Annotated in this window: 13 protein-coding genes; 11 read left to right on the forward strand and 2 right to left on the reverse strand. The window is 39.6% G+C overall.

From position 1 onward, the window contains the following. Window positions 1–71 precede the first annotated feature (71 nt). From CQA58_RS05875 to CQA58_RS05885, 3 genes are read left to right on the forward strand one after another with little or no spacing between them, the layout of a single operon-like run. A complete protein-coding gene (locus CQA58_RS05875; protein ID WP_115569795.1) occupies window positions 72–932 on the forward strand; it encodes a menaquinone biosynthesis family protein in 861 nt (286 codons plus the stop codon). 9 nt (window positions 933–941) lie between these two features. Then, on the forward strand, window positions 942–2,480 hold the full coding sequence (locus tag CQA58_RS05880) for a sulfatase-like hydrolase/transferase (RefSeq protein WP_115569796.1): 1,539 nt from the start codon (window positions 942–944) through the stop codon (window positions 2,478–2,480). Next, window positions 2,461–4,431, forward strand: coding sequence for an LTA synthase family protein (locus CQA58_RS05885; RefSeq protein WP_115569797.1), 1,971 nt, complete (start codon window positions 2,461–2,463; stop codon window positions 4,429–4,431). Before CQA58_RS05880 ends, CQA58_RS05885 begins: the two co-directional genes overlap by 20 nt. Here the strand turns inward: CQA58_RS05885 and CQA58_RS05890 are convergent. Together CQA58_RS05890 and der are read right to left on the reverse strand one after the other, a co-directional pair. Continuing rightward, on the reverse strand, window positions 4,409–4,891 hold the full coding sequence (locus tag CQA58_RS05890) for a DUF805 domain-containing protein (RefSeq protein ID WP_115569798.1): 483 nt from the start codon (window positions 4,889–4,891) through the stop codon (window positions 4,409–4,411). The two genes, CQA58_RS05885 and CQA58_RS05890, sit on opposite strands and share 23 nt — an antisense overlap. A gap of 464 nt (window positions 4,892–5,355) precedes the next feature. Then, the gene (der, locus tag CQA58_RS05895) at window positions 5,356–6,735 is read right to left on the reverse strand and encodes a ribosome biogenesis GTPase Der (RefSeq protein ID WP_115569799.1); all 1,380 of its coding nucleotides are present in this window, start codon (window positions 6,733–6,735) and stop codon (window positions 5,356–5,358) included. 71 nt (window positions 6,736–6,806) lie between these two features. Here der and CQA58_RS05900 point away from each other — a divergent pair, with 71 nt between their 5' ends. The 8 genes from CQA58_RS05900 to CQA58_RS05935 all read left to right on the forward strand — a co-directional run. Continuing rightward, the gene (locus tag CQA58_RS05900; RefSeq protein ID WP_115569800.1) at window positions 6,807–7,337 is read left to right on the forward strand and encodes a hypothetical protein; all 531 of its coding nucleotides are present in this window, start codon (window positions 6,807–6,809) and stop codon (window positions 7,335–7,337) included. Window positions 7,338–7,395: 58 nt separating this feature from the next. After that, window positions 7,396–8,121, forward strand: coding sequence for an LPP20 family lipoprotein (locus tag CQA58_RS05905; protein WP_115569801.1), 726 nt, complete (start codon window positions 7,396–7,398; stop codon window positions 8,119–8,121). Window positions 8,122–8,135: 14 nt separating this feature from the next. Beyond that, window positions 8,136–8,735: a hypothetical protein gene (locus CQA58_RS05910; RefSeq protein ID WP_115569802.1), complete on the forward strand. Its 600-nt coding sequence runs from the start codon at window positions 8,136–8,138 to the stop codon at window positions 8,733–8,735. 18 nt (window positions 8,736–8,753) lie between these two features. Next, window positions 8,754–9,695 (forward strand): ornithine carbamoyltransferase, encoded by a 942-nt coding sequence (gene argF, locus CQA58_RS05915; RefSeq protein ID WP_115569803.1) that lies wholly within the window; start codon window positions 8,754–8,756, stop codon window positions 9,693–9,695. Beyond that, window positions 9,689–10,087 carry a DUF2603 domain-containing protein gene (locus CQA58_RS05920; protein ID WP_115569804.1) on the forward strand — a complete coding sequence of 133 codons (399 nt, stop codon included), beginning with the start codon at window positions 9,689–9,691 and terminating at the stop codon, window positions 10,085–10,087. Before argF ends, CQA58_RS05920 begins: the two co-directional genes overlap by 7 nt. A 1-nt stretch (window position 10,088) precedes the next feature. Further along, window positions 10,089–11,459: an oxygen-independent coproporphyrinogen III oxidase gene (gene hemN / locus CQA58_RS05925; RefSeq protein WP_115569805.1), complete on the forward strand. Its 1,371-nt coding sequence runs from the start codon at window positions 10,089–10,091 to the stop codon at window positions 11,457–11,459. Window positions 11,460–11,468: 9 nt separating this feature from the next. Beyond that, complete coding sequence (locus CQA58_RS05930; protein WP_115569806.1) at window positions 11,469–11,714, forward strand: 4Fe-4S dicluster domain-containing protein; 246 nt, start codon at window positions 11,469–11,471, stop codon at window positions 11,712–11,714. Between the two features lie 139 nt (window positions 11,715–11,853). Then, on the forward strand, window positions 11,854–18,509 hold a 6,656-nt coding region (locus CQA58_RS05935), incomplete at its 3' end, for an S-layer family protein (protein WP_147288613.1).

The raw sequence follows: 18,509 nt of genomic DNA on the forward strand, positions 1-18,509 counted from the left end.
TATCTTAGAGTCTGAATATTTTTTTCACTTTTGGATAAAATCTCAAAATTATCACAAATTAAGGTTTTGAAATGAAAAAAATTATTGTCGCTCACAGCCCTGATGCTGATGATTTATTTATGTATTATGCGATTGTTTTTGGCTGGATTACACCTCCTACACCTTTTGAAAATGTCGCACTTGATATCCAAACACTCAATGCTTTGGCTCTGCAAAAAACCTATCCCATCACAGCCATATCTTTCGCCCTCTATCCTCTTATTGCAAAAGATTATGCACTTCTTAGGACAGGGGTGAGCTTTGGAGAGGGCTATGGCCCAAAACTCATCAAGAAAAAAGGTGCAGTTCTCAAAAAAAACTTCAAAGTCGCTTTGAGTGGGGAGCATACAAGCAATGCAATGCTTTTCCGCCTCTATTATCCCAATGCTAGGATTATCTACAAAAACTTCCTAGAGATAGAAAAAGCCGTTTTAGAGGGAGAAGTCGATGCTGGAGTGCTAATCCACGAATCGATTCTAAACTTTGATGAGAGTTTGGAAGTAGAGGCACATTTGTGGGATATTTGGCTTGATTTGTGCAAAGATGAGTTGCCCTTGCCTCTAGGAGGTATGGCACTCTCTCGCTCAATCCCCCTTATCCAAGCCATAGAGTATGAAAAAACTCTGATTAATGCTGTAAGGATTGCCACTCATCAAAAACCACTGCTTTCCAAAATGCTTCTAGAGCGTGGGCTAATCCGAGTAAATGCAGAGGAGCTAGACACTTACCTCAATCTCTATGCCAACAATCACTCCATATCTTTGAGTGAGATTCAATACAAAGCCATTGACAAACTCTTTGAGCTAGGCTATAACGCAGGATTTTATCCGCAAAAAATCCTCTCACAAGACTACACTATCCCTCAAGAATATGAAGCAATCAGATTTAACTAAGGAGATTTTATGCGATTAGAAGCTTTTTTTAAATATACACTTTTTGCATTTGTGCTGTTTATCGGTATTACAGGAAGGTGGTTGCATCGTAGTTTTGGAACAATCACATACGATCAATTGAGATTTCATACAAAAATCTCTTTTTTGTTTGAGGGGTTAGAGCCTACTTTTTATTATGATTTTTTCAACCATTGTATTTTCCCTTTTGTTACCTTCCTTTTGATTTATTATTTATTGAGGCGTTTTTTCTTTTTGAAAAACAAAAAGAGAAGGGTTTATGAAAATGTCTTTTTTGTCATTTTGATTGCCTCTTTTTCTGTGGCAGCACAAAAATTTTGGCATTTTGACAATCTCTATGCACAATCTAAACTTACACAGGTTTATGGAGATTTTTATGAAAAGCATTATGAATTTCCCAAGCAGGAAAACATTGTTTTCCCAAAAGAAAAGAGAAATCTTATTGTCATTTTTGCAGAATCAATGGAATCAACCTTTCTTCCTAACACACTTTCTCTTGCTAATACTCAAGAAGAAGATTTTTCTCCTTTTGGGAATCTTGCTTCCAATCTTGGAGATATTGCATCTCAAAATATCGTTTTTAGCGATACAGAAAGTATAGGAGGGGCAGAACAAGCCTTTGGAGTAACTTGGACTATTGCAGGATTGGTGGCTTACAATTGTGGGATTCCCCTCACAATGCCTATTGATACAAATCAATTTGGAAGAATTGGTGGGAATTTTTTAGGTGGTGCAGTCTGTCTTGGCAATATGTTGGATAAAGAAGGATATAAACAAACTTTTCTTGTCCCTCACCCTAAAAATTTTTCAGGAGTTGGTCCATTCTTAAAGGATCACAAAATTGCAGTAAAAGATGTTGATACCTACAAAAAACTCAATGAGCTTCCACAAGATTATCAAGGTTTTTGGGGAATGAAAGATTCTCTCACTTTAGACAAAGCCAAAAAGGAGCTAACCAATCTTAAAAAAGATACGCCCTTTGCTCTCTATATTCTCACGATTGACACTCACGCTTCAACAGGATATACAGACTTGCAAAAATGCACCCAAAAATATGGAGAGCAAACCCCCACCCAAAAATATAAAAATGCTATCTCTTGCTCTGATTCTCTTATTGGAGAATTTGTAGAATGGGCTAAAACGCAAGATTTTTACAAAAATACAACAATTGTGATCTTAGGAGATCATCTCTCAATGAATGCAGGATTTTTCCCAAGCAATGCACATCGCAGAATCTACAATGCTTTTATCAATGCAAAATTTTTCAATCCAATTCAAGCAGACAAGATTTATAATCGCAGATTTTCACATTTTGATATCTTACCTACAATTCTTGATTCTCTTGATGTGGAAGTCAGGGGTGGAAGACTTGGGCTAGGTTCAGATCTTTTAAGCAATCAGCCCACGCTTTTAGAACTCTATAATGGTGGGGGGGGGGGATACAGCAAGAAATATTCAAAAAGTCCAAAATTTATGAAGACTTCCTATATCAAAACAAGGCAGATTACTAATGAAAAAAACTCAATTTAATCTCTATATCCTCAGCAACACCTTGCTCTTTGCCCTACTCTTTTTGGGTGTGGGGGTAGTGGCAAGATATATGATGATAAGCTCATTTCTCCCTCACGACTTGCCTCAAGAAGCTCATCAAAGCCTAGTGAGATTGTGGAAAGTGGGATTACTCTATGATGGCAGGATTGTTTGTAGTGCCCTCATTCCCTTCTATCTCTTTGGGCTTCTCCTCACACCTTTTAGTCAAAAACTCTCCCCACTCTTTTGCAAACTCTCTAGCTATTTTTTGGGACTTTTGGGGTTTTTATTCCCTCTAGTGTGGCTAGTGAATTACTACTATTTCAAAACCTATCATACTCAAATTGATATTTTTATCTTTGGACTAGCCGATGATGATACTTGGGCGATTGCTCAAATCATTTTCAAAGACTATCCCGTGTTTCCTATCCTCTTTGGCTCTTTGGCTTGTGGATACCTCACTTACAAGCTCTCTGCCAAAAAGCCTTTTTCTACTCTATCTTTGCCAAAAGCCCTACTTATCCTCTCCAACCTCATCTTCTTGCCCCTCTTTGTCTGTGGAGTGAGAGGCTCTGTGATTTCCACCCCACTGCTTAGGGCTCAAAGCACGGTTTCAAACAACCCCACTATCAATCACCTTGTTCCCAACCCTATCATTGCTTTGAGTTGGGCAGTGAGTGATTATAAGAAAAATGCTTCATTTTTTCCTGTCTCTCAAAGTGAGGGGGAAAGACTAGCCACTCTTGCTCTTGGCTCACCTCAAGCCCTATATGCCACCACACCCACAAACGACTTTCTCTCCCAAAACCCTCCTCATATCATTCTCAACCTTATGGAGAGTTTTGGAATCAATCTTTTGAGCTTTGATAATCCCAAAGATTTTGATTTGCTTGGAGAGTTTAGAGGGCATTATAAGAGTGATTTAGTTTTTGAGCGATTCCTCTCTAGTGGCAATGGCACAGCCTCAAGCTTCTCTTCTCTCTATCTCAACTCCCCCACAGCCACGATTTCTCTAAGCTCGGTTAAGAGGGTGAAGCCCACAAACAATGCCTTTGAGCCTTTCATAAAAGCAGGGTATGAAGTGGTTTTTATCACTGGAGGGAGTGAGAGTTGGCACGAGTATGGGGACTATTTACGCACTTTGGGGATATCTCAAGTATATGATATGAACTCAATCATCGACTTCTTCCCACAAGCCAAAGCTTTTCAAAGTGCCTATGGAATCCCTGATGAATATCTCTATAAAACCATAGAAAGACTTCTCCCCACTTTCAAAAACCCCACACTCATCATCACTCTCACCACTTCAAACCACCCACCTGAAATCATCCCCACTCACTACAAAGCCTATCCAATAGAGAACTCCACAGCCCTTAAAGGCTATTTGGAAGATAAGCACTTCCCCCTAGTGCCTTTGGCTTTCCAATACAGCAATGATAGTTTTGGCAAATTCCTCACTTGGCTCAAGCACTCCACCTTTGCAGATAACACAATCGTTGTAGCCACAGGGGATCATAGAATGCGTAGCCTCTCAAGTCTTGGAGTGCAAAAGAGCTTTATGGACTTTGCAACACCCTTTTATCTCTATGTCCCCAAGCCCTATCTCACCCACACCCAAGCCCATTTCAATCCCCAAACCCTAGGCTCACACAAAGATATTTTCCCTACCCTTTTTGCCCTCTCACTCTCAAATGCAAAATATCTAGCCAATGGTGGGGTAAGCCTATTGCACTCAAACACCCATTGCAATTTTGCCTACAATGAATCTCTACAAGCTGATTGTTTGGGCGTCTATGTGGGGGGGGGGGTTATGCACAAATGGATAGCACCTCTGCAAATCTCAACCACTCCAATCCCTGCACCCAAAGAGAAAAAAGAAAAATTTGAGAGTTACAAAGATTTACAATGGTGGCAGATTAGAGCAAGGACTAAGGGAGTGGTGAATCCTTAGTCTTTGAGGGGAGAAGACAGAGCAAAAAAGGAAAAAGCATAGGAAGTTGAAAATAACTCATAGGCAATGAATACAGCATTAAAATATACAAAAACCAATCAAATCCATATATTTCAGGATATTTTGTATAAGCAATAAAAATGGGGGTTAATTCAGCAAAAATAGCAAGAAAATACCACTGACTACTAAAACCTGCATCTCTTAAACGCCCAATAATCAAAGCAATCAGGTGTATCCAAAAGCATAAAAAACAAAAGCCTAAAAAGAATAAAGCATAAATCAATGCTTGATTTGTTCTAATGAAATAATCAAGAAAATTCAAACTATAAAGTCCCAATACGATAAAAGAAACATAGATAATAAACACTATCACTAAAGAAGCCCAAAAATCCCTCCTGCTAACCTTTGCTTGTATATTAAAAGACCAAAACCCCTTAAATAAACTCCAAACTTTCTTCATCTCTCCCTCCTTTTGATAATAAACTATATTACCTTAGTTTCTTGTTTTGCAAAAAAGAAGTTTGAGAAATGATAAGAATAGAATAAAGTTTGTTTGATAGAATCAAAGTCGCACAGGGGTGGTAAGTCTCTGTGCTTTTAGATGTAGTTTCAGCGGTTATCGTTTTCTCAAAAAATCCCTTATCTCTTCTCGAAAGAGCGTAACAAGGATAGAGATAACCGCGATAAATATCATAAGAGTATCCATCTTGGACTCCCAATGTGGAATCCTCCCACACAACCCAACCAAATAGCCAAAAAAAAAAGCCTAAGCCCCCACAAAAAGGACTTAGGCTAACCACATTGGACTACATCCAAAATAACCATCTACCAAATGGCTATAAGCATTCTAACTCAAAAACAATAATAATCCAAACCCAAAATCTCAATAGATAAACAAGGCTTTTTCAATATTTTGAAATCCCTTTACTCCTCCTCCCCCTCAATCGCCCTCTGCTCTTTTCTCCCTCTAGCACTGATAAGAATTGGTGTGCCTGAAAAGTCAAAACTATCTCTCAAGAAATTCACCAAATATCTACGATAGCTGAAGTGCAAGGCTTTGGGGCGATTCATCACTAGGGCAATCTGTGGAGGACAAGTCTCATACTGAGTAGCATAATAAATCCTCACAATCTTTCCATGATCGCTTGGAAGCTGGTGGCGTTTGGTGGCTTCTGCGATACAATCATTGAGTCTTGAAGTGGGGATACGGAAAGAGTAGTTTGCATACACTTCCAAAATCTTTTTCTTAATCTCTTCAATATGTCGCCCATTTTTGGCACTCACGCTCAAAAATGGTGCATACTCTAAGAATCTAAACTTCCTCTTTAGCTCACTGCGAATCGCCTCAAACTCACCTGCCCTTATATCCCACTTGTTTAACACGATAATCACACCCAAAGAGTATTTATCCACAAGTGAGCTAATGCGTTCATCAAGCTCGACAAACCCCTCACTCACATCAAGCACCAATAGAGCAATATCGCTTTGCTCTAGCACTTTTTTGGTGCGATCTAGGGCAAATCGCTCGATTCCCTCAATCTTGCTCCTTCTTCTAATCCCTGCGGTATCTACAAACTTAATCACCTGCCCCTCATACTCCATTTCCTCATCGACAGGATCGATTGTCGTCCCTGCCACAGAGCTAACCACACTTCTCTCGCTTCCCAAAAGTGCATTGAGCAAAGAGCTTTTTCCCACATTCACACGACCGATGATTCCTACATTGATACTTTTTCTCTCCTCGCTTACCTCTTCTTCTTGAGATAAAAACTCTTCCAAACTCTCATCTTCATCTACCTGCAAACTTGCCTTAGAGCTTAGCCCCAAAGCGTGGAGGATATGAGCTTTGAGAGCCAAAATCCCACGATTATGACTTGCTGAAATCATAAAGCTCTCTTTTGCTCCAAAACTTGCAAACTCCCACCCTCTTTGCTTCTCTTTATCATTATCAATCTTGTTGATGACTAGAACGCATTGCTTTGCCTTCTTGCTGATTGCATAAAACAACGCCCTATCTTCTTCTTGTGGCAGAAGCTTTCCATCGACCATATAAAGCACCAAATCAGCCTGCTGGCTTGCCTTGATACTTAGCTCTTTGACTTTTGAGAATAGCTCACTGCTCTCATCTATCCCTCCAGTATCTAGCACCTCAATAGCATTGCCATCAAAATCCATAATACTTGCATTGACATCTCGTGTCGTTCCTGCCACATCTGAAGTAATCGCCTTTCTTTGCTTCAAAAAGCGATTAAAAAGTGAGCTTTTCCCTACATTGGGCTTTCCTAAAATTGCAATTTTTTTCATTGTCCTATCTTTGTATGAGAATCATTATAAAAAGGTATAATATTCAAAACTTGCTTAAAAAAGGTTTGATTGTGCATTATTGGCTAGTATTTTTATCATTTTTTTCTTTTGGCTTTTGTGAGATTCAGCGTGCAAAAATCTCTCAAACTTACGCCTATGAGGCATCTGCACAGGATTTTTCACAGCAAAAACAAAACGATGAGATTTTTATCCAGATTCTCTCCACCTCACTCCTAGAGTTTATGGAATCCAACCACCCCCAAGCCAAAATCGACACCCAATCTGTCAGACTCAATGGCACATTTACCGAGTTTCAAACTTCCAATAAAAACTTACGCACCTATTCCAACTCCTCAAACAATGGCTATCACTTCAAGTTTAATTTTGGGGATATTGTCTTTGAGTTAGAAAAGATTGATGAGAAAACCTATCGCCTCAAACACGCCACAGAACTCATCAATACCACTCAATGCAAATTTATCCTACAAAAGGATCTCACAAGCATTGTAGATGGGAGCAAGGACTTTGTCATCAACCTTGACAATCAATATTATTTCAGCAAAGTTTTGGCAACTCATCGCTATATTCAATGCAAGAAATAAAATTGGAACACCATTTGCTATATACCCTCACATCAAATCAAAATAAAGGATGAGACAAATGAGAGTTAAATTAACTTACTCAGCAATGATTAGCACGGCGGCTTTAAGTTTGGTAGGATGTGGAGCATTTACAGATGGTGTAAGTGATACAGCCCTTATCCCACCTTCAGCAAATTATCAGGCAAACTATGTGCCACTTCAACCCCCAACACCAATGTATGGGAATATGGGAAATATGATGCCTCAACCACAGATGAGTGCTCCTGTAACAATTGTAGAGGATACAACTCCTAGAGTTCAGAGAGTCAATAATATGGTAGTTGATAAAATTGAAGTAGCAAATCTTCCAGAGCCTGTTGCTCCAGCACCTTCAGTTGAAACACAAATGGCAAAGCCATCTCAAAACCAAGAAATGGGAGAGCCTTTGATTCCAAACTCTCCTATGCTAACTCCTAGCAATATCATTGAACTCAATGCAGTGGGTATGGGTGTAGCACCTGAAACTTCAGTTTCCCCCTCTCAAGCTCTAGCACTTGCCAAAAGAGCGGCAATCGTTGATGCTTACAGACAGATTGGGGAAAAAATGTATGGAATCAGAGTAAATGGTCAAGATACCGTCAAAGATATGATGCTCCAAAACTCTGTTGTCAAAACAAAGGTTCAAGCATTGATTAGAAACGCTGAAATTACTGAAACGGTGTATAAAGATGGTTTGTGTCAAGTGAGTATGGAACTCAAACTTGATGGTAAAATTTGGCACAAAGTCCTATCAGGAAATCTATAATTAAAGGATAAGCAATGAAGACATATATCACAAAACTATTTTTTGGGATATGTGTTGCCTTGTTTTTAAGTGCGTGTTCCTCAACTTCAGAGGGGTGGAACAACTTCCTCTCAATGTTTGACAAATCTCAGCCAGTCGATCCCAATTCTTTGGAATCCCTAGCCCATGTGTCAGGAACAAAACTTTTGCTTATCAATACTCCTGCCATCAAATTCTATGATTTGGCTGTGATAAGGTTTTCTTATTATGCAATTCATGTTGATCTCTTCCAAATGGGGACTCCAATCGGAGCCCTTGAAATCAGCAAAAATGAAGTCTGCTTTCAAGGAGAATGTGCTCCAAAGTCTTTGGCAGCAAGGAAGATTTTTGGTGAAGTGAGTTATGGAGATCTTTTTGATGATATTTTCTTCTCTGCTGATATTTTCGGAGGAAAAGGACTAAGAATCACCAAAGAGGGAGTGCTAACTCAACGCTTCTTACTCAATAACCAAGAGATTTTGTATGAGAGAACAAATGAATACACCCTTTTCAAAAATCTCACCAAAGGGATTGTGATTTCTATCCAAAATTACTCATTTCCCAATATGAATCCCCCCAATCCAAGACAGCGATAAGCACACAAAGGAGAGAGAATGAAGCACTTTTTAAGCCTTAAAGACTTTAGCAAAAATGAGATTTTAGAGATTATCACCCTAGCCCAGCAAATCAAAAAAGACTTCAAAAACAATATTCCCACCCCACTAATGCCTCAAAAAATCCTAGCAATGATTTTTGAGAAAAACTCCACTCGCACAAGAGTGAGCTTTGAATCAGGGATTTATCAGCTTGGAGGAGTGGGATTGTTTCTTTCAAGCAATGACATTCAACTCAGCCGTGGAGAGCCTATCAAAGACACAGCAAGGGTGATTAGCTCAATGGTGGATATGATTATGATTCGCACTTTTGAGCATTCACGCCTTGAGGAGTTTGCCTCTTACTCTAGTGTGCCTGTTATCAATGGATTAAGCGATAGCTATCACCCTGTTCAGCTTTTGGCAGATTATCTCACGATGCTTGAGTGTGGCATAAGCCTTGAGGGAGAGAAACCTATCGCTACCTATATTGGAGATGGCAACAATATGGCTCACTCTTGGCTGATGCTTGCCTCAAAGCTTGGATTTGATCTAAGGATTGCTACACCCAAAGGCTATGAGGTTGATAGCGAGATTCTCTCCCTAGCCCTTAGCTTTGCCAAAGAAAGTGGAGCTTCAATCCTCACAACACACAACCCCAAAGAAGCCATAGAGGGGTGCAATGTGGTAACTACTGATACTTGGATTTCTATGGGGCAAGAGAGTGAAAAAGAGAAAAAAATCAAAGCTTTTGAGGGCTTTGAAGTCAATGAGGAGTTAATGAGCTTGGCTCAAAGTAATGCTATCTTTTTGCACTGCCTCCCTGCTTATCGAGGATATGAGGTGAGTGAGGGAGTGCTAGAGGGAGCTCAAAGCCGAGTTTTCCTAGAAGCTGAAAATCGATTGCACGCACAAAAGGGAATAATGGTATATTTGCACCAACAAAAGGAGAGAAAATGTTAGATTTAAATCAACACATCGCAAGTGGCAATCTCAAGCAAATTGATGAAACCCACCTAAGTGTCGAGCTAAGTGAGGGAAAGCTTAGCGACTCAAAACCTTGCTTTGTCTGTGATGAGAGTGGAGAGGAGTATGTCATCATCTCCTCAAAGATTCTCAAAAATCTCTTAGAGAGTATGAAAAAGGCACAAGAAGAGCGATTTGCTATCTCTTTGGAAAAAGACATCGCCAACCTTATGCCCCTAGACTTTGAAGATGTGCTAAGCGTGGCAAAAAGCAAACTCACAGAGCTTAACCTTGACATCTCCCAAGTCAATACACTAGAACTCATCAAAGAAATCAAAAAAGAACACCCCAATCTTTTTTTCAATCTTGATGACTACCTAAGGAAATAAAATGATAGATTTTGAAAAATTTGCCAAATACTCCAAAGCAGGGCCACGATACACAAGCTATCCCACAGCCAATGAGTTTCACTCCAACTTCACTCATCTTGACTATCAAAAAGCTTTAGTTCAATCCAATTCTAGTAATCTCCCTCTCTCACTCTATCTCCACCTTCCATTCTGTCGAAGTGCGTGTTATTTTTGTGGGTGCAATGTGATTTATACAAGCAAAGAAGAGAACAAAACCCTCTATATCCCCTATTTACGCAAAGAGCTTGAAATCCTTAAGCAGTTTTTGGATACCAAACGAGAGGTGATTCAGCTTCATTTTGGTGGAGGGACTCCGACATTTTTCAATGCCAATGAGTTAAAAGAAGTGATTGCTTTACTCAAAGAAACTTTCCCCAACTTCTCAAGCCAAGCAGAAGTCAGCTGTGAGATTGATCCTAGATTTTTTACAGAGGAGCAAATGCAAGTGCTAAAAGAAGGGGGATTTAATCGTGTGAGCTTTGGGGTGCAAGACTTTGATCCCCAAGTGCAAAAAGCAATCCACAGAATCCAAAGCGTTGAGCTAGTGCAAAACGCTGTAAAAATCGCTAGAAGTTTTGCAATCAACTCAATCAACTTTGATTTGATTTATGGCTTGCCCTATCAAGACCTCCAAACCTTTAGTCAAACACTCCAAAAAGTGCTAACTCTCTCTCCTGATAGATTGGCAATCTTTAATTACGCTCACGTGCCTTGGATGAAAAAGACGATGAGAAAGATTGATGAAACCACACTTCCCTCTCCCAAAGAGAAGTTAAAAATCCTAGAGTTTATGATCTCATTCCTCTCAAACAATGGCTATGAGCTAATCGGAATGGATCACTTTGCTAAGAGAAATGATGAACTTTACCTTGCCAAAGAGAGAGGAGAGCTAAGACGCAATTTCCAAGGATATACCACCAAAGGATTCTCTCAAACCGTGGGAATTGGACTAACTAGCATTAGTGAAGGGCTAGATTATTATGCACAAAATCACAAAGACTTATGCGAATACCAAAAAGCCCTAGATGAGGGGATATTGCCTACAAGCAAAGGGATTTGGCTAAGTGAGGAAGATAGACTAAGAAAAGAAGTGATTATGCAGATTATGAATAATCTCTATCTGGATTTTTCAATGATACAGAAGCGTTTTGCAATCGATTTCAAATCTCATTTCTCCCACGCTCTCTCAGCCCTCAAACCCTATGAAGAAGCAGGATTGCTAGAGCTAGGAGAGAACTACCTCAAAGCCACACCTACAGGAGGAATGCTTATCCGAAATATTGCAATGGAGTTTGATGGCTTTCTTCAAAACACCCCTATTGGAGAAAACAAATTTAGCAAAACCCTCTAAGGAGAAGAAGTGGAGCAAGTGTGTATCAAATGTGCCAAGTGCAACCCCATCTGCCCTACTTTTATCTCTAGTGGAGATGAAACCTACTCTCCTAGAGGTTATCTCCACCTCTGCTCTCTCCCACCCTTTCCAAATACCTCTGCTATCCTCTCCACTTGCACACTTTGTGGTGAGTGTGAAAAACTCTGCCCACTCAATCTCCCTATTACAAAAATAATAAAAGAGAAGAGAATGTCTATAAAGCCCCAAATCTAGTGGCTTTAAGGCTATTTAATCACAAAGATTATAAATCCTTCCCCCCCCCCCACCTAGAGAAAATCTCTTGCAAAAGATTAAAAAATCTGATAGAATATTAGCTTTACTTTCAATCCAAATTTAACACAAAGGAAAAATAATGACTAAAAAGAATAAAACTCTAGGGGGGGGGGGGCAGAGTAAAAAACTAGCCCTTTCAGTATCTAAAGGCTTCAGACCTCTTGTAGCCACTTCTTTGGCTTTGGCTTTGGGTGTGAGTGTGGCAGTAGCAAATCCTACAACTACCATAGACAGCAGTAGCAATACCAATATCACTTGGACAACTACCGACAATATCAGCACTACAACATATGAAACGCTTACATTTAAAAATGGCGTTAGCTCTTCTACAAGTGGAACAAATCAAATCATCGGCTTTACTAGTTCAGCACAAGTCGATGGCAATGGCAATAGTCTTCAAATGGGTAGCAGTGGCACTGGAACAATAGAGTTTAGATATGCAAATGGAAGCAATATCACTACAAGCCTTAATCTAGGCAATATCACCACAACAACAAACTATGCCCTATATGGAAATATCTATGTTGGAACAGGAGGTAATGCAAACAACCGATTTACAGGGGATTTTGGTGGTAAAGGAGTGAAGGGCAACATCACTCTTGATGGGAGCAATGGAATTTCTACACTCATTTTTAGTGGTAGCGATAGTGAAATCTTAGGCAACCTTACACTTCAGGGTAATGGAACAAAAGAAATCAATATGAAAGGTAACACCTCATCAATCGGCATACAAAATACAAGTTGGTGGACAATCTCCTCTACAGGTGGAGCAACCACAATCAACTTCAGCAATGCTACAACAGAGAACTCCACCAATACTGCAAACTCAACAATCTATGGGGGGATAAAATCCACAGGAAGTGGTTCTCTTACCCTCAATGCAAACTCTCTCACCATCACCGATCACCTATTTTCTCAAGGCAATGCCAAAAACTATATCAACACAGCATCAAATCTGACAATCAATGGTTTTATACGAACTTTTAAGAATGGAAGCACGGGAGGAAACTACATTGTTGTTGATAGTGATATGTCAGTCAATGGAATTGATGCCTACGATCAAAATCCCACAGATAGCAACACACAATTTCACTCCAATCTCTTATGGATAGGTGGGAAACTCACTCTTACCACAAACAATTCACTCAATGCCAATTGGGGGAATGGTTTTAATGGCAATACCCAAACTGGAAGACCGACAGAAAACTGGGGGTTTAAAACCTTAAGTGCTTTTGGAGGCGTAACTAATGTTGTCATTGCTGGTGAGATTGATTTCTCAGCCTATCAAAATGCAAGCTCTCAAACTTATCTTTTTGCCAAAGAAGATGGTGGACAAAACACTGGACAAAATCACTTGATTCTCACAGACAGCACAAAAACTTTCAATTTTGTAAGTGCTGGTAACTTTGTAGCTGATTTAACAGTGCAAAATGGTGGAAATGGATTAAGTCTTGCAGGAACAAACAATATCGGGAGTGAGACAAGCAGAGTTACAATATATGCTGATAACTCCCTAAGTAGTGGAACAGGGACCTCTACTTTTAATCGTTTGCAATTTGGAGAAAACTCTGTCAATACTCTCTATCTTGATAATTTAAAGGTATATGGAAAGATAGGAGCAGGTGAAGGAGGAACTCACAATATTTTGAGCTTTGATAATACAAGTGGAGAATCTACAATTGATATAAACAATCTAATCGCAGAATCTTCAGGGCAAAACTATATAGGAAAAAATCTTATCACTTTTGATTCTTCTAAGACAACTAATGATAATCGCGATACACAAAAAAAGGGATTATTGCCCAATACGACATATTTCAACTCAAGCTCTGATAAAAGATTTTCTCTCAAAAGTGCTGATGGGATTATGGTAGAAGATACGAAAGCCAATGTAGCAAAAATCACAGTCAATACAGAACTTTCAGCCAAAAGTAGTGGGCAAAACTACATCAATATCACAGGAGATCTTGATGTGAAAGCAGGTGGATTGTCTTCAGCAGGGACAAACTATATCATCGCAAACAATATCAGTATTGTTGGAAATATCAATGCAAATGGAGGGACAAATAAAACTTCAGCACTTGGAACAACGACACTTGCAGGAAGTATTAGTGCAAGTGGAGGGGGAAACAACTCAATAACAACCAATACTTTTAGTGGAAGTGCAACCTCAATTACAGCCAACAATGCTACAAATACGATACACTCCACAGGTGAGGGAAATCTTGTAATCACTCAAGGAATTTCTACTTCAACATACACTAATAGTCAAAAAGGAAACACTATCACCCTTGCCAATGGTGATTTAAGCATTGGAGCTTTTAATTCTGGAAATACCGATGGCTCATCTCTGTATGCTTGGAATGGTGGCAATAGCAACACTATCAATCTAGCAAAAGATGGAGCGATTCTGACTTTAGGTGGGGCTATCACTTCAGGAGGTGGAAGTCAAAATGGCAACACCATCAATTTCAATGGAACTAGTGGTATCTTAAAGTCTAGCAGTGGAGATTCTATCTCTGCAAGTGGAATTACAAATATCGATGCAACTTCACTCACAATCCAAGATAATGACTCAGGCACTGGAACTCTTACTACTTCAGGTGGGACAACAAATCTCACTTTTAAAGACAGCACCGATGGTAGTCTAAATGGAAATATCACAACCACAGGTGGGACAACAAATCTTGTGCTAAAAGATAGTCAGTCTTATAGTATTGTAGGAACTCTCTCTACTTCAGGAGGAGGAAAAAATATTATTGATCTTACAAGCAAAAGTGCAACGATTAGCACAGACCTCAATTTCTCAGGAAGCGAGAGTATTTCTAGTGGTGCAGGAAATATTATCAATATTGGAAGTGGCAAAACTCTAACGTTTAGTGATAGTAGTGGCACTCCTAGCACAAAACAAATCTCTACCACAGCAGGAGCAACCACGCTTAACTTCAATGGAGCTAATGCAGGATTGAGTGGTAATGTTTCTACAAGTGGTGGAACTACAAATATCAATTTCAAAAACACTTCTAGTATCACAGGAACACTTGCTACTTCAGATAATGGAACTACAAACATTGCAGTAACTGATGGAATGAATGGAACAATCAGTGGAGCAGTAACAGCAGGTGGAGAAGCTATGAATATCAACTTCTTGGCTGGAAGTGAGGCAACAACTCTCACACTTGGAAGCAGTGGTAATGGAACTCTCTCTACCACAGCAGGAACTACTGCAATCAACTTCAATGGAAGCAATGGTGTTCTTAGTGGTTTGGTTAATACCAATGGAAGTAATGCCATTACAACAATTACTATCGCAGATAATAGTGGTGGGACAATCAGTGGAGCTGTAAGCACAAATACCACTAATGGAACTACAAATATCAGCTTTGCTAGTGGAACTAATGCAAAATCCCTTACTCTCAATGGAAATGCAAACACAATCACAAGCATCAATCTAGGAAGTGAATCCACTCCCACTTCCACAAACAATACGCTTATTCTCTCCACAGGAAACACTACAATTAGCACACCCACAAGCATTGCAAACAATCAAGCTCTAACATTTGATTTGAAAGATGGTGTCAATCTTACAAACAATATTGCCAATGCAGGGACTACAAATCTTGAATTCAATGGAAGTGATGGAATCCTAACAGGGACAATCAGCACCACAGCAGGGACTACAACCATCAAGATTGCAGAGGGCAAAAGTGGGACAATCACAGGAGTCACCTCTTTGAGTGGTGGAGCAAATAATGTAACTATTGGCAATGGTGGAACTCTCACCTTGCAAGGTGCGACAAATGCCCTTACAAGTGTTAGCTCTACTACAAGTGGGACACTTAGTCTTGATGGTGCTTCAAATGATAATGGAGTTAGTGCTAGTGTGGCAAATGCGATTGAAAACAATACCACTACTCTCAACTTCAATGGTGCAAGTGGCAAAAAAGCAGAGATGACTCTAGCTAGTGGTGGTAATGAACTCAAAGCAATCACTTTAGGAAGTGGTGCAGTAGAGAATAAACTTATCCTCTCTGCAGGAAGCACAAGCATTCAATCAGCCCTAGCCATTGCAGAAAATCAAGCTCTCACTTTTAGTCTATCAGGAGATGCAGAACTTTCTACTTCAGGTATCACTACCACACAAGGAAGCTCTACAATCTCTGTGAGCGGAACTAATATAATCAGTGGAAGTGGAAATATTGGCATCACAAATCTTGTGATGGAAGCTCAGCCCTCCAATACAGCTTCACTGACTTTCAAAAACGCACAAAGCACATTTGACACTCTTTCAACCACCATAAATGATAGCAACTCCCAAACCTATAATCTCACTTTGGACAATGGCTCAACACTTCTTAAGTTTGGCACAACAAATGGAGAAGCCACACTCAATGAAGTTACCTTCAGTGGAACAGGACAAACCCTAGAGTTTGCTGGAGGAGAGACAACAATCTCTGCTATCACTACAAGCACTGATTCTACCCTCAAGCTTTCATCAGGAACGGGTGAGACAAACTCTCCTTTAAACAACACAAGAGTAAAAGTCAACAATTCTGGAAGCAATCTTAAAGTTGCCTTTGAAGGTGGAAAAGCAAACGATCAGCTTCACCACTCAACACTTGTTCTCACAAATTCTTCCAACACTCTAGAGTCAGTAGTAAGTAACGCCAAGAATGCTGTAATTTCACTAAGTGATAGTGCAGGAGCGACAATTACCTCCACTACAATCCAAACAAATTCCTCTCTTACTTTTGCTTTCACAGGAAGTGGAACATCAAATATTGTACTTACAGGTGGAGTCAGCGTAGGAAGTGGCTCTACCTTTGGTATCTCTTTGGGTGGAAGTGATGAGAAAACAATCACAGGAGATATCACCTTTGCAGAACACTCAACACTTTTGATTGATTTTCAAAATGGAAATACTGCTAATGCCACAATTAGCACCAAAAATAGTGGGGATAGTTCAGCCAACACAAATGGCATCACTATTGGAACAAATAGAAATTCTATCATCAACTTCCATGGAAGCAATAGTGGACAGCTCAATGGTAGTGGTATTGTCATTGATGGTGGAAATAGTGAAATCAACTTCATTGGAACAGCTACAATGGATGGTGTAACACTTACTAGTGGAATTAACACTTTCAATGTCTATGGATCAGAAGATAGTGAGAGTGCAATTACAGGGACAATCAAAGATGCAAGTGCAAATCTAGGAGGCATAGAAAACACTATCAATCTTGCAGACTATGCAATCCTTAAGATTGGAGAAGGTGGGAGTAGTTCACTTACGACAAACTCAAGCAATACTATCAACTTCAATGGAATTGAAGGAACGATACAAGGTGGGCTTATCACAAATGCCAATGCCTCAACGACTCTTAACTTCGGCTCTGATATAAACGATGATTCTGGCTCTATCACTGCCACAATCACAGGAACTATCACAAATTCAGATGACACTCAAGAGCAATACAATGGAGGGGAAAACCTCTTTAATATCAAAGCCAAAAATGTAACATTTAAGAATGGGGATAGTGGTTTGGTATTTGCAAATGGGTTAAACATTATTAATTTTAAGAATATTTCCACAAATGGTGCGACACTCACTTGGCAAGATAACACTCAAGCAATAAAAACCACAGGTGGAAACACAGAAATCAACTTCACAAATAGTGGGACAATTAGTGGAGGAGTTAGCACGAGTGGAGGAATTACACAAATCAATATTGAAAATAGCAAAATTGCAAATATTTCTGCTCTAAACACAAGTGATAAGGGAGCAACATTTATCAATTTCAATGGAAACACAGGAACTCTAAAAAGTGCCATCACTACAAGTGGAGGAAAAACAACACTAGAGCTTACAGATGGACAAACAGCAACTATCACGGGTTCTATGACTACAAGTGGAGGAATTACAGAAATCTCTTTTGCTGGGGTTTCTAAACTCTCTATAAGCGGTGATATCTCTACCACAGATTCAGGAACTACAAATATCAACATTGCCGATAATACTTATGGCGTGATTAATGGAGAGATTAATCAAATCAAAACTAATGGATATGCTCTTAAAGGGATATCTCCTAGAGGGGTAGAAACAACAACGACAAATACAGGCACAAATGTAAAATTCACAGGAAGCAGTGGTGCTTTGATTCTCACAGGACAAAGCAACTCCATAAGCAATGTTACTTTGGGAGATGGAAACTATGCTCTATCGCTAACAGAAGCCACAAGCAAGGGAGGAGAAGAATCAAGAAGCACTAGAAGAAGCCTTACAATTGACACTCTTGACACTGGTTCTGGAAGTGGCTCCTTCATTCTTGGGACACAGGCGACTGCCACAGAGGCTGACACTTTTGTCATCAATGCTGCAACAGGAAGCAAACAGGGGACTTATCATTTCGGTATTGTTCTTGACAAAGATACTCAAATGCAAGATGTTGGAGTTCAAAATGGGGTTAAATTGGCAAGCGTGGCCACATCTGCTGGCATTGACTTTGAACTAAAATCTAAGGTTATTCAGGATTTTACAACAGGTGATGCAGAAATCAACACAATCACAAGCAATGGCTACACAAGCTACTATATTGGAAAAATTGACAATCTTGAAGTCATCGCAGCCGAGCAAGAAATCACAGCCACAGCCTTCACTCTCAATTATGATTTGTATATGGCAAATCTCAACTCTTTGAATAAAAGAATGGGAGAATTGCGTGAGAATAATCATAG

Origin of the sequence: Helicobacter brantae (assembly GCF_003364205.1) — a bacterium.
Lineage (GTDB): Bacteria > Campylobacterota > Campylobacteria > Campylobacterales > Helicobacteraceae > Helicobacter_G > Helicobacter_G brantae.